Source organism: Microcoleus sp. T2B6 (genome assembly GCF_036700475.1).
Taxonomy (GTDB): domain Bacteria; phylum Cyanobacteriota; class Cyanobacteriia; order Cyanobacteriales; family Microcoleaceae; genus Microcoleus.
This window is the reverse complement of the sequence record NZ_JAUBOZ010000019.1, coordinates 26,038-38,951: the sequence shown is the minus strand read 5'-3', so window position 1 is coordinate 38,951 and position 12,914 is coordinate 26,038. Positions and strand designations below refer to the sequence as shown.

Annotated in this window: 13 protein-coding genes and 1 pseudogene; 6 read left to right on the top strand and 8 right to left on the bottom strand. The window is 45.6% G+C overall.

Features of this window, described 5'->3' with window-relative positions:
* Window positions 1-43: 43 nt before the first annotated feature.
* Both QUA00_RS11190 and QUA00_RS11185 read right to left on the bottom strand, forming a co-directional pair.
* Complete coding sequence (locus QUA00_RS11190) at window positions 44-1,120, bottom strand: branched-chain amino acid ABC transporter permease (RefSeq protein WP_333409637.1); 1,077 nt, start codon at window positions 1,118-1,120, stop codon at window positions 44-46.
* 259 nt (window positions 1,121-1,379) lie between these two features.
* Window positions 1,380-2,774: a branched-chain amino acid ABC transporter substrate-binding protein gene (locus QUA00_RS11185; protein ID WP_333409636.1), complete on the bottom strand. Its 1,395-nt coding sequence runs from the start codon at window positions 2,772-2,774 to the stop codon at window positions 1,380-1,382.
* Window positions 2,775-3,069: 295 nt separating this feature from the next.
* Here QUA00_RS11185 and QUA00_RS11180 point away from each other — a divergent pair, with 295 nt between their 5' ends.
* The 4 genes from QUA00_RS11180 to QUA00_RS11165 are packed head-to-tail and all read left to right on the top strand — an operon-like array spanning window position 3,070 to window position 4,590.
* Complete coding sequence (locus tag QUA00_RS11180; RefSeq protein ID WP_333409635.1) at window positions 3,070-3,366, top strand: DUF1778 domain-containing protein; 297 nt, start codon at window positions 3,070-3,072, stop codon at window positions 3,364-3,366.
* Window positions 3,357-3,869, top strand: a complete 513-nt coding sequence (locus QUA00_RS11175) for a GNAT family N-acetyltransferase (RefSeq protein WP_333409634.1) — start codon at window positions 3,357-3,359, stop codon at window positions 3,867-3,869. Before QUA00_RS11180 ends, QUA00_RS11175 begins: the two co-directional genes overlap by 10 nt.
* Window positions 3,870-3,908: 39 nt before the next feature.
* Window positions 3,909-4,256: a nucleotidyltransferase domain-containing protein gene (locus QUA00_RS11170; protein ID WP_333306036.1), complete on the top strand. Its 348-nt coding sequence runs from the start codon at window positions 3,909-3,911 to the stop codon at window positions 4,254-4,256.
* Window positions 4,234-4,590 carry a HepT-like ribonuclease domain-containing protein gene (locus tag QUA00_RS11165; RefSeq protein WP_333306033.1) on the top strand — a complete coding sequence of 119 codons (357 nt, stop codon included), beginning with the start codon at window positions 4,234-4,236 and terminating at the stop codon, window positions 4,588-4,590. Before QUA00_RS11170 ends, QUA00_RS11165 begins: the two co-directional genes overlap by 23 nt.
* 142 nt (window positions 4,591-4,732) lie before the next feature.
* On the opposite strand, the gene QUA00_RS11160 is transcribed toward QUA00_RS11165, so the two are convergent.
* The 5 genes from QUA00_RS11160 to QUA00_RS11140 all read right to left on the bottom strand — a co-directional run bounded on the left by QUA00_RS11160 (window position 4,733) and on the right by QUA00_RS11140 (window position 9,788).
* Window positions 4,733-5,221, bottom strand: coding sequence for a hypothetical protein (locus tag QUA00_RS11160; RefSeq protein ID WP_333306031.1), 489 nt, complete (start codon window positions 5,219-5,221; stop codon window positions 4,733-4,735).
* Between the two features lie 129 nt (window positions 5,222-5,350).
* A complete protein-coding gene (locus QUA00_RS11155) occupies window positions 5,351-6,340 on the bottom strand; it encodes an AAA family ATPase (protein WP_333143816.1) in 990 nt (329 codons plus the stop codon).
* On the bottom strand, window positions 6,337-7,008 hold the full coding sequence (gene pnuC, locus QUA00_RS11150) for a nicotinamide riboside transporter PnuC (RefSeq protein WP_333143817.1): 672 nt from the start codon (window positions 7,006-7,008) through the stop codon (window positions 6,337-6,339). The genes QUA00_RS11155 and pnuC overlap by 4 nt, the downstream gene beginning before the upstream one ends.
* A 24-nt stretch (window positions 7,009-7,032) precedes the next feature.
* On the bottom strand, window positions 7,033-8,484 hold the full coding sequence (locus tag QUA00_RS11145) for an NAD(P)/FAD-dependent oxidoreductase (protein WP_333409633.1): 1,452 nt from the start codon (window positions 8,482-8,484) through the stop codon (window positions 7,033-7,035).
* A gap of 59 nt (window positions 8,485-8,543) precedes the next feature.
* The gene (locus tag QUA00_RS11140; RefSeq protein ID WP_333409632.1) at window positions 8,544-9,788 is read right to left on the bottom strand and encodes an RNA-guided endonuclease TnpB family protein; all 1,245 of its coding nucleotides are present in this window, start codon (window positions 9,786-9,788) and stop codon (window positions 8,544-8,546) included.
* A 29-nt stretch (window positions 9,789-9,817) separates the two neighbouring features.
* Between QUA00_RS11140 and QUA00_RS11135 the strand changes: the two genes are divergently transcribed.
* Entirely contained in the window at window positions 9,818-9,967 is a 150-nt protein-coding gene (locus QUA00_RS11135) for a CopG family transcriptional regulator (protein ID WP_333143820.1), read from the top strand.
* 105 nt (window positions 9,968-10,072) lie between these two features.
* On the opposite strand, the gene QUA00_RS11130 is transcribed toward QUA00_RS11135, so the two are convergent.
* On the bottom strand, window positions 10,073-11,104 hold the full coding sequence (locus QUA00_RS11130) for a glycosyltransferase family A protein (protein WP_333143821.1): 1,032 nt from the start codon (window positions 11,102-11,104) through the stop codon (window positions 10,073-10,075).
* 722 nt (window positions 11,105-11,826) lie between these two features.
* Between QUA00_RS11130 and QUA00_RS11125 the strand changes: the two are divergent.
* Window positions 11,827-12,747 (top strand): annotated as a pseudogene (locus QUA00_RS11125) (glycosyltransferase family 2 protein); the annotation flags it as partial.
* Window positions 12,748-12,914 lie beyond the last annotated feature (167 nt).

The window sequence follows — 12,914 nt, the reverse complement described above, 5'->3', positions numbered from 1 at the left end:
AGCCCCGATAAGTATCTCTTGCCATTATTTCACCCGTGCAACTTCAAACCTTCTCCTGAACATTCTCGCCCAACAAGCCCCCTGGCCGAAAAGCCAAAATCACCACCAAAACCCCAAACACCCAAGCATTAGTCCAGCGGCTCGACAAATACTGATCGCTCAAAGACGACAGCAACCCAATCAAAACCCCTCCTAACATCGCCCCGACAATATTGCCAATTCCCCCCAAAACTGCTGCCGTAAAAGCCCTCAAACCCGCCGTAAACCCCATCGTAAAAACAATAGTATTGTTGTACAGACCAACCAGAATACCCGCCGAACCCGCCAAAGCTCCCCCAATCAAAAAAGTCAGAGCAATAATCTGATCCACATTAATTCCCATAATTTTAGCAGCATCGCGGCTTTGAGCAGTTGCCCGCATCGCCTTTCCCAGACGAGTGTACTGCACAAACACATGAAGCAAAACCATCAATACAACCGCCACCACCAACACAATTAAATCTTTTGTAGTAAATACAATACTCGTTTGAATTCCCAAAGCTTTGAAAATATCAACTCGCGGCAACAAATCGGGAAAACTTTTCGGCGCAGCAGAATTAGAACCCATCACCGGAATAAAAGCTTTCAATCCTCCCCAAAACAGCCCCATATTTTGAAAAATAAAAGAAACTCCAATTGCCGAAATTAAAGGAGCCAAACGGGGAGCATTTCGCAAAGGTCGATAAGCATACTTTTCCACAACAATATTCAGCCCAGCACAAAACACCGAACATACAATTAAAGCAACTAACATCACCGGTATAGCAATAGCCAAAGGTGCGCCATCTTGCATCCCAAAAGCCCCGAACACAGTTAGGGAAGCAAAAGCCCCCAACATATATAAATCGCCGTGAGCAAAATTGATTAACTCAATAATGCCATAAACCATAGTGTAACCCAAAGCAATAATTGCAATTAGCGCGCCGTTGACAAGACCGACTAATAATTGTTGGATAAAAACTTCAGGATTGCTGGCTATTTCTCCAACGATTTTTGGCAAATCAAATCCGGCGATCGGGCCTAATAGCAAAACTATATAAACTACACCTAGATATAAGAGAATACTTTTCCAGTTTTTCATAATTATTCGTAATTGGGAATTGGAAATTGGGCATTAGGAACATTCATTCTACTCGTTTCTAGGCAGATATTAGAAACGCGGATTCGGAGGCTCTACCTCCAATTTTTCGGATCGGAAAGCCCAGCCGGCCAAGAGTGACATTGGTTCCTAGGCTCTGCTTAGGAACCAGTTAAAATCACTACTGACAACAGTCAACAGCCAACAGTCAACTGACAACAGTCAACAGTCAACTGACAACAGTCAACTGACAACTGACTAATTATTCCGTCTTGAGCGCATTCACGAACTCCCACTTGCCACCTTTAACCACATTTCCTGACATTGTAGTCAAGCTCGTGTCGCCGTTGGTGTCAAAACTCCAAGTGCCGAGTACCCCGTTAAAGTCTTTAGTTGCCAAGACAGCTTCGCGGATAGCAGCGCGGTCATTTTTGCAAACTTTATTAATTGCGCCGATCGCAACTTTAGCAGCTTCATAGGCATAAGCTGCATAAGCTTCCGGTTCAGCATTATATTTTGCCTTGTAACTTTCGTACCACTTCGCGCCCGCACCAGTCAATTCTTGAGGAGGCAAGCCACCAAAAGTAGCGTAAATTCCTTCGGCATCTTTGCCCGCCGCGTCAATTAAAGCTTGCTCTTTAATGCCGTCGGGCCCCATGAACTTAACTGCATCAGCCGCCATCCCAACATTTCTCATGTCTTTAATTATTTGTCCGGCGTTGCTCTGAGTAGTGCCACCGAAGTAAATCATGTCGGGATTTAAAGCTTTGATCTTATTCATTAACGCCTTATAGTCGCTAGCTTTAATATCAATTCCCTCTCTTCCGAGGACTTGAATTCCCAACTTTTTAGAAGTTGCTTCAAAAACATCAGCGATGCCTTTGCCGTAGAGTTCTTGGTCGTCGAGAATGTAGACTTTTTGTACGCCTAAAGATTTCGCCCAGTTGCCAGCTACAGCCCCTTGAAGGTCGTCAGCGGGGACAACGCGGGTGAAATTACGAGTGCCAGCGGGATAATAAACGTTGGGTTCTTTGGCTTCGCCTTTTCCTGGTTTAGTCAGTCCCGGATAAGTGTTGGCCGGACTGATCATGACGATGTTAGCTTGGTTGAGCACGGGAATGGAAAGTTTGGCGGCACCGGAGTTATAGTGACCGATGACGGCAACTACCGAAGCGTCAGCGACGGCTTTGTTGGAGTTCGAGGTTACTTGGGCGGGGTCCCATTTGCCGGCCGCGGCGGTGGCGTCATCGTAAACTTCGTATTGGATTTGGATTTTGCCGTCGCAAGCTTTGGAGTTGGTTTCGGCGAGGGCTTGTTGGATGCCGTTGACCATTGTTTGAGCTTGACCCAAGGCGCTGCCTGTCATCGGCAGCATGGAGACAATTTTGACAGTATTTGGGTCTCCGGGGCTGCTGACTGCGACGGGAGTGGCTGCGGGACTGGTTCCGGGGCTGCCTCCGGGAGTTGTGGCGGTGGGTGCTTGAGGATTTTGACAGCTAGCGCACAGAGAGGCTATTCCGGCGGCAAAAAGTAATTTCCGCAATCCTCCGACGCCGAGATTGTGTGTTGAGTTGATTTTTGGGGATGTGGCACTTTTGCCCCCTGACTTCTGGGAAAAGTTCATAGGTTGGTTTGTTTGTTGCTTGCGTCTTAGCATATTTTCACTGTTTTAAGTATGTAGTCAAGGGTTAGCACAAGTTTAAAAAATTTGTGTCAACTATCAAAAACAGACCTAGAAAGGCAACATCAGGACTTAGGCCGAGCGATCCTGTATCAGCGGCGGCGGGGGCTGCCCGTACAATGCGTGAGTTCACGATTCCCTCGCGGTTAACTAGATCCGCGATCGCAGATTTCAGTATATGTGTTGACATTGTGTATACAAAAAATCATAATATAAATATGCTAGGGCTACTAGCTCAAATTACTACTGTGTCTAGCCAGAGGTAACTGTTATGCACCCGCCAGCATCTGAAGAATCAGTCAGCCAGACCCGCGATGTGACAATCAACATTCGAGCTAAGCCGAATCAACGCGCTCTCATCGATCGCGCGGCCCAATTACAGGGAAAGAGCCGATCGGAGTTCATGCTTGAATCAGCTTACCAAAAAGCTCAAGATGTGATTCTAGACCGCTGTTTTTTTGGGTTAGATGAACTTAAATTTAAGCAATTTTTGGCCCTGCTGGATGCACCGCCGAGGCCAAATCAGAAGCTAAACGCATTACTAAAAACAAAATCTCCGTGGGATTAGATCGAGATTTAGACAAACTCGGCCCGCCTGAAAAACTGAACTTGTTACATCAAATTGAGACCTTTAATTCAGGCAACAGTCAATTAGATGAATGGCTCAAGCGCCGCGCTCTGAAAAATGAGTCAGAGGGGGCTTCACGGACTTATGTTTTGTGCGATCGCCAAGCAGTCATTGCGTACTATTGTCTTGCAAATGGAGCAATAGCACAAACTACTGCAACGGGTAAAGTCCGGCGCAATATGCCCGATCCGATTCCTGTTATGGTGATTGGACGGCTTGCCTGCGATCGGGATTGGCAAGGCCTCGGCATCGGACGTGCTTTGCTGCGGGATGCAATTCTTCGCACTTTGCAAGCTGCTGAGATTGCAGGGATACGGGCAATTCTCGTACACGCTATCTCCGAAGATGCGAAGCAGTTTTATCAGAAGTGCGGGTTTACTGTTTCGCCGATCGATCCGATGACTCTCATGGTGAAAGTTAGCGATGCCATTGCTTCACTTTAACTCAGACGTTAGTTGCTCTCGTTGGAGGTTTCCTCGCGCATGATTGAGTTGCAATCGGATTTAGAATATGTAGTGAGCGATCGCCTAAAAGTTTCTTTAGATGCGATCGCACAATTTTGCCAGCGCTGGAACATTATCGAGTTTGCCCTGTTTGGCTCGGTGCTGCGGGATGATTTTCGCCCTGATAGCGATGTGGATGTATTAGTTACTTACGAGCCATCCCACCGCCTCACGCTGTCTCATTTATTGAGTATGCAGGAAGAGATAGAGGATTTATTTCACCGTTCTGTAGATTTGGTGGAAAAAAAGCTGTTAGAAAATCCCTATCTGCGATCGAACATTTTGAAAACCTATCGAGTGATTTATGCAAGCCAACGATCGGGATAGTGTTTCACTTTGGAACATGGCGCAGGCAATCCGTCGGATTCAAGAGTTTACGGCGGATGCTTCTTGCGACACTTACCTGGAAAGTGTTTTTATGCAAAGTGCCGTAGAGCGGCAGTTGGGGATTTTGGGCGAAGCAGCTCGCAGAGTTTCGATCGAGTTTCAGCAGTTTCATCCCGAAATTGATTGGCGAAATGCGATTAACTTACGCAATATTTTAGTTCACCGTTATGACCAAGTGAGACCAGAAGTTATTTGGAATATTGTTACAAGTGTTTTGCCTGGTTTACTCGTGCAATTAGAGGCATTACTGCCACCGTTAGCTGATGATACTTGATATCATGCCCGGTCAAATTCCTCCGCTTAGCGCTTGAGGGCGATCGATCCGGTTTGTAGTGAGGACTTTAGTCCGCAGGATCGAAGGACTTTAGTCCTCACTACAAACTAATCTTAATCGATATCATTCAATCGGACATCAACTACGGTAGCTCACCTAATTTTTGAGTAAGAATCGCTACAGCCACTTCGTAATCCTTTCCGAGGAGGTAAGCGAAATGATAATAGCTGGCAAGATAGAAATCGCAACCAAACTTCTGATAGCGATCGCATATCGCCAGAAATCCATAACGGGCATCGCTGGGCTTTGTGAACCAATCACGATGGTAAGAGTCCTGAAGAAACAGGGTGAGTGTCTGTTGGTCAGCACTCGGAATCAATCGAATGGGATGGATGCAGGCATGGTGCGATCGCGGCACTGGCAGCAGCAGGTTATACTCTTGGACTGTGAGAAAATCTGCCAGACTATCTTCGGATATCTCAAAGTAGGATTCCTGCGGTAACTTGAGAAAATGATGCCACGCCATCCAAAATTCGTGTTTGCTGTCAAATCCTGGATCGATATCTAATCGCCACTGTCGATCCTGACATAAATCATCGAGAACATCTTGGGGCAAATCCGTGAGTTTCATGAATCGTTTCCCTGCAATCCTTTTAATCGCCTAGTTCGACTATTCTAATAGATATCTAGAGAAGCAAGAGATATTTCAAAAGAGCGATCGCCCGCCAATAAAAGGTGCGCGATCGCACTCCACTTATTCCTAATTCTCTAGCTCCTTTAACGCTTCAAACACCAACAGTGAATCGATCGCCCCAATTGCATCCGACATTCGCAACTCGTGCGTTCCTCCCACAGTAATATACCGCTTTCCTTTCTTCTGAAGAACCTCAACAAACCACTGGTGCATAGTCATCCGTAAATGTTCGCTTTCTCGCGTTCCATCCTGAACAAACCCGAAATCCGGCTGAGTCAAAATATACAAATCGTAGCGGCGGCTGTCTGCAATTTGCTCGACCATCGGGTGTTCGGAACCAAGGTAACGTTTGTGCCAAATACAAGTAGCTAAAGAATCTGTATCGCAGATAACGACTTTGTTAGCGCGAGTAGCAATATCGTCTTCTATAGCAGCTTGTTTCTTGGCAATTTCTACAAATTCATAGCTGTCCCAAATTTCCGGATCGGGCGAATATTGCCTGCCTTCCCAGTAACACCTGCCGTATTCGGGAACCCAAACAGTTTGGTAGTGCTGTGCGAGCGATCGTGCCAGGGTAGTCGTGCCGCTCGATTCTACACCCAGCACGCAGACTCGTTTGGCAAAGTAGGCTTTGGCTGGGGGAGTCAGCATTTGCCAGTGTTCGGCTAAGTGCGATCGCAATTGCGTTCCCGAAATCGGGAATTTGAGCCGTTCGCGATCGACTGCACAGTGTTGAGATCCCATCAGTTTTGCCCAAGGTTCGCCGTAATCTTCTGAAGAAAAAGCGATATCGGGTTTTCGCCCAGAAAGCACCTCAAGAGTCCTCTGAGCCCAAGGTTCGGGGGCTTCCGGCAAATCGTCGAGCACTTCGATAACTTCTGCATCGGGATGCAAAAACCGAATCCAGTCGGCTCTAACGCTTCCTGCAACTGCTTGATTTGTTTTATAACAGGCGAGAACGATTAAACGGTCAACCTTTTTTTTAGCTTCTCGAATTAAGTAGTCGTGTCCTTTGTGGAAGGGGTAAAATTTGCCTACAGTAACACCGAGTATCATAAAGATTGCTGCTGTTTTAACTTTTGTTCCGAGTAAATCCGCTGAAAATTTTGCAGTCCGAAAATTGCCATTAAGCAAAATATCGCGTACAAAATACTCGTCAGATATAGCCCGCGCGAGGCATACAAGGGAACGTAAATCGTGTCTGCAACAATCCACAAATACCAGCTTTCGAGATAGCGTTCCATCAGATACAACTGGGCGATCGCGCTTAAGATGGTGGTCAGGGCGTCCCAAAATGGTGCTGCACCGCCCAAATATACTAATACTGTTCGCAAGCCAAATACACCAACTGTAACGAAGACTGCGGTGAGGATGAGCCAGCGTTGGTTTATGCGAGATACAGGTTTTTCTGTGCTGTTTTCGCCACCCCGCAGCCAAATATAAATTGCTTGGAAGCTCGTGATCAAATAGAAGGATTGAAGCGCAACTTCGCCGTACAGTTTAACTTGATAAAACACCGCAGCGTAGGCGATAACTCCGATTAAGCCGATCCACCAGCCTAGGGGATTGTTTTTAGCAAGCAGCCAAACGCTCCAAGCAGAAGCGATCGCGGCTATCGCTTCGATTAAGTCGAGTTGGATAGGGACAAACCACTGCACTGAAAGCAGGAGCACGAAGATGCTTGCTGCGAAGCCGATTAAGTTTGGCAGATTCGCTTTTTTCATGGCCATCCCTATCCCGTCGGCTGGCTATATTGACTGCGAAATCAAATCCGAATCACTTTTTTCTTTTGAGCGATCGACACTAAAATCTTCATAGTACGATCGCTCAGTATTCACATCCCACAAATCGTGCTTTTCGCCGAGAATATTTCTCACAGCCAGCATCCCCGTCAGCATGGAATGGTCTTGGTTGTTGTATCGGTGCATACCGTTTCGCCCGATCGTCTGCAAATTCTCAAATCCCTTCAAAAAACCTTCAAGTACCTGCAAGTGTCCTCGATATTCCCCATCATAAACGGGATAAGCTTTAAGTTGCCGTATGACAACTCCATCTTGCACCTCAGCAGTTGTTGCTAACCCCAAACCCACCAACTCGCGAGTTGCTAATTCGATAAGTTCCGCGTCCGACGTTTCCCAAATCTCGTCGCCTACGCTACAGAAATATTCCATTCCTAAACAACTTTTGCTGGCGTCTGGAACTAAAGCGGCGCTCCAATTCTTAAAGTTTTGAATGCGTCCAACTTTGACTTCGGGGGAGTGAATGTAAATCCAGTTGTCAGGAAACAAATCCTTGCGATCGACAATCAGCGATACAATCAAAAAATCTCGATATTTGAGCGATCGCGCGGCGTGCAATACCTCTTCGGGGGGCTGCGGTTTCATTCTTGCTACCAGCGCCGATATCGGCATACTCGTAATGAAATTATCAGCAGAATATTGAACTAATTCTCCGTTTTGCTCCGCAGTAATACTTTTAATCTTATTACCTTCTCGCTCAAAGCTAATCACTTTAGTATCGAGATAAACTTTGCCGTCTTTATTCTCCACAGCTTCCGCGAACTTTTCCCACATCATCCCCGGCCCCAAAGCTGGATAATCAAACTCTTTGATTAATGTTTTAGTGTCGTTGCTACCAAACAAAGCATTAATAATTGCTGTTGTCAGCGACAATCCTTTAATCCGCTGCGCCGCCCAATCTGCTTGAATTTCTGAACAGGGAATTCCCCAAACTTTTTCAGTGTAAGTCTTAAAAAATGTTTTGTACAAGCGTTCCCCAAAACGATTGATCACCCATTGTTCAAAAGTTTTTTCTTCCGTAAGTGGCCAAATTCTCACTTTCAGATAGCTCAAAATAATGAGCGTACTCTCAATTATCCCCAAATTAAAGAGAGTATTGAAGGCACTGATTGGATAGTTAAAAAATTTACCTCGATAAAAAATTCGCGACAATCGTGGCACTTTAATAAACTCATTTCCCAGTACCTCTTGCCACAACTGCTGCACGGCTTCAACTTTAGTATAAAAGCGGTGGCCGCCAATGTCGAAACGATAGCCTTTGTAGGTTTCTGTGCGAGCTATTCCCCCAACTTTATCACCTTTTTCTAGTACAACAGGGATGATGCCTTGCTTGACTAGCTCGTAAGCTGCCGTCAAGCCCGCAGGGCCTGCACCGACGATCGCAACAGGATAATGTTTCACTCAGCCTACCTCCAGCTTTTTTATCCAAACTATACAGTTATTTATAACTTTTGACATCCTCACCGACTATCAGGTGCGGTGATTCCCGACAGGTCAAACAAACTGAGTTGAATGAACTCCGGGCGGGTTGACGCTTCAACGGATGCGGCTAACTTGGCGCTAGTCTTACGCTTCCTCTGCAATCCGTTTTGAGTCTCCGAATGCCCTCCGGCGACTTTAATATTTACCGCTGCATTGATATCGCGGTCGTGGCTTGCTCCACAGAATAGACAATTCCACTCACGAATAGATAGCTCCTTCTTGCCACCAATCTCGTTACAACACGAGCAACGCTGGCTGGTAGGTTCCCATCTACTAATGATGCGAAATTCACGCCCATACTTTTGGGCTTTTCCTTCTAGAAATGTTCTGAACTGTCGCCACCCTAAATCGCTGATTGCGCGGGATAACTTACGGTTCTTGACCATGCCTGCGACATTTAAATCTTCCAGAATTACCGCTTGGTTTTCGCGGATTAATCTGGTTGATAACTTATGCAGAAAGTCTGTTCTTGTATCCTTAAGCTTGGCGTACAGTCTGGCTCTCCGTCGCTGTGCCTTCTCGTACCGCTTAGAGCCTCGCTGCTTTCTGGCTAGGTTTTTATCTAATCGCCTCACACGCTGAATACGCTTTTTCAGTGGCAGGAGTGCATCTACTTTTTCACCAGTGCTTAATGTGGCAAAGGTGGCTATGCCCAGGTCAACCCCCACGCTGTTTTCAGTAGGTGGTAAAGTTTCTGGCCCAATCTCCACGACGAAGCTGACAAAATAGCGGTGGGCTGCGTCTCTAATCACTGTGACCGAGCTAGGCTCAGACGGGAGAGGACGCGACCAGACTACATCTAATTTGCCTATCTTGGCAAGATAGAGAGAATCATTTTGCAGCTTGAAACCAAAGGTAGTAAACCGTGCAGACTGTGCAGCCCGACGCTTCTTAAACCGTGGTGGCTTAACAGCTTTTCCCTTACGCTCTCCCTTACATGATTTAAAGAAGTTTTGGTACGCCTGTTCTAAATCATTGAGCGATTGTTGCAGAGGTACGTTAGAAACCTCCGTTAACCATTCTCTTTCTGCTACCTTTTTGGCTTGGGTTATAAATTGCTTCTGTAATGCAGCATTGCTCGGTTTCTTACCTCCTGCCCGATATTCAGCATTGCAGTGAGCCAGTCCATCATTCCAAACCACACGCACACACCCGAACAGTTTAGCGAGTGCCAACTGCTGCGAGGGTGTGGGGTAGACGCGAAAACGATAACGTGCTTTCATAATAGTATTGTATCCTATTACGGACGCGAATGGCAAGACAAAACACTTTTAAAGTAAGGCTTACAGATGAGGAACTAGGCTGGCTCCAAGCTTATGCCGAGAGCAAACAAATAACTACCGCTGAAGTAGTGAGACAATATATCCAAAAACTCAAACCAAAAGAAAAGTCGCCCGCTTAGTGCGAGGCTTGTATCCCATTATTTCCGGTAACAGTGATAGATTCACCCGTGAATACCCTGAGAAACGATCGATCGACCTGATGTTTAAGCACAATTGGCCTTGATTTATTGAGCGGACACCGGCAAACTAACTTTGCCAGTCACAGGCTTTTTTTGGTATAAGTAGCGACCCGTGCCGATCGCGAATGCCAGTCCGCTGTAAAAGTAGAAAAGCCAGTGCCACGGAATTGTTTTCAGGGCAAATAGGATACCGTGTTTACGGTAAAAAAATCGGTAAAGCGGTGCATTAATTGCTACCAGCGGTATTGCGAGCAAACCAGCCAGTAGCAGAAAGCTCAGGGACCAGCACGTCCCCAAAATTGCCAGCACCACTGCATAAGTTAAAATCACGCTGATGCGGTTTGAAACTTGCAAGTTGAGGTCGTTATTCAATTGGCGATCGCGCCAAATCAGTTCTGTCCAAGGCAGCGCTCGGTAGAAAAAGTCAGCTTTCACCATCCCCATAGGTTTCCACCGCTTTAAATGCTTCACCTGCAATGTTTTGCACAGCCGAATGTTATAACCTGCTTGTTTCAAACGGTAGCCGAACTCAATATCTTCGATCGAAGCTTGGCGGTAACTCTCATTAAAGCCGCCCATCTGCAAAAAAATTTCCCGGCGAATCACTCCGCAAGCGCCCCAAAAAGTCGAAGCTTCTTCGTTACCTGTTTGGTGCACGTAGTGGTGCAGCAAGTTCCTGTACTGCGATAGAAAATCAGGATCTCCGGGAGCATCGTCGTAAGAGCCAATGAAAGCAGCTAAGTAGGGATTATTTTTGAACACCGATATCGCATAGCCCACAGCTTCTGGACAAACAGCGACATCAGCATCCACAAAAAACAGAATATCTCCCTTTGCAGCTTGGGCACCCAAATTCCTTGCCCGCGCTGGCCCCCCGCATTCGGGAATCCTGATGACTTTGGCGCCGAATTCCTTGGCTAGACGCCAGGAACCGTCGCTTTCGCCATCTGCTACTACAATAATCTCGATCGGCCTGGGCACAGTTTGAGCCAGTTTTGACAAACAGGTGCGGAAGTAAGAGCCCCCGTTGTGGACTGGGATAATAACGGATACAGTGGGGTCGGCGGTAGAAATCATTACCTAAAGTGTTTAAATTGCAGGGGCTAAAATTTGCTGGAATTTTATTGGTGCTACTTTACGAAGGGTAAATCAGCTCTACTTTTTTATTTATAACTCGATTTCTGTTTGTCTTCAACTAGATTTTTTGCTGGTATTCTCGATTTGATTTTCCCCATTCTTACCTCTATTTTACGCCATATCTTGCTGAGACTGACCTGATGTAGACAACAGCTTTACAAAATCTTTAAATATATCATTGTTTGTGTAAAGTTGGGAAAAAGCCCCAGCAGCATTTGGGTGCGGCTCTGTTGGAATGCACAAGACTTTGATTTTATAAGTAGGCACACCGTATAAAATCAAACATCGTTTATACGGATACCCGCGAACTCTCAGGACTGGCGCCGTACAATTTCTTTTACAGACCTCATCCGTGAGTGACTCCTGCACAAAGTATCGATCGCGACTGGGGACTCAACGCACACTTTATGACTTTTGGCAATATATTTTAAATATACGCCTTAAAATTTCCCCCGCTGTACGATCGAGCTTTAGTAATTTGCTAACATACCCTTAGCTAGCTCCCTTTGAACTAAAACTTTTACCTAAACCATTTTTTATATTACATGAACACCTCCCAAAATACTTTAAATCAGCCATTAGTTTCAGTCATCATACCAGCTTTCAACGCTAAAAATTTTATGGCTAAAACCTTAGAGTCTGTCTGATATCAAACTTATCAAAACATAGAAGTTTTAGTAGTTGACGACGGCTCTACAGATACAACTGCCGAAATCGTCCAATCTTTTGCTCAAAAAGATAGCAGAGTCAGCTTATTCCACCAGTCAAATGCCGGCGTCGCCGCCGCTCGCAACCTAGCAATAGAAAAATCCAAAGGCGAATATATTGCTCCCCTCGATGCCGACGATATTTGGTATCCGCAAAACCTAGAAAAACAAGTCGAATGCTTAATTAAATCAGAACAATCTGTAGGAGTTGTCTATTCATGGTCACTTGATATCAACGAAAAAGACTTACTCACAGGTGGATTTTACAACTCCACCATCGAAGGAGAAGTATACAAAGCTTTAGTTTATAAATATTTTATGGGTAATGCTAGCTCATCTCTGATCCGCCGCATTTGTTTCGAGAGAGTCGGCGGTTACAATTGCCAATTGAAAGCCGAAAACGCCCAAGGCTGCGAAGACTTGGAACTTTTTCTCCGCATCGCTGAGCATTATCAATTTAAAGTAGTGCCAGAATTTTTAGTTGGCTATCGGCAGATTGCCAGCAGTATGTCTAGCAACTATGCAGCAATGGCAAAATCTCACTCTCTAATTATGGCAGATGTCCGGCAGCAACATCCCGAAATTCCTGCCAATATTTATCGCTGGTCTAACAGCAGTTTTTATATATACAATTTAGCCGTTAAAAGCAACCGTAACGGCAAGCATCGCAGTACATTATTCTGGCTATATCGAGTTTTTCCAGAAGATTCATTGATGACTCTTTTACGCCATAATTTGTATGTGCTGTCAATAGAAAGTATAGTAAAAATAATATTTCCACCGCCAACTAAGTCTGGGTTAGAGTTAAAACAAGCATCAGAATCGAGTGAAGGGACGACACTTGCTAGGATTGAGACGCGAAGGAAAGTTCACTGAATGTTGCCGTCGAACGTAGACGAAAGAATGCGATTCAATAGTTTAGGAAATCGAAAATCTACATAAACCCAACATTGAAAAACCCGGTTTTTTGAATAAACCGGGTTTTTGAGGAAGCTAGAGGGCGTTTAATTCTGCCTGGTTGGTCTGTCAAGAACCAGGAAAAA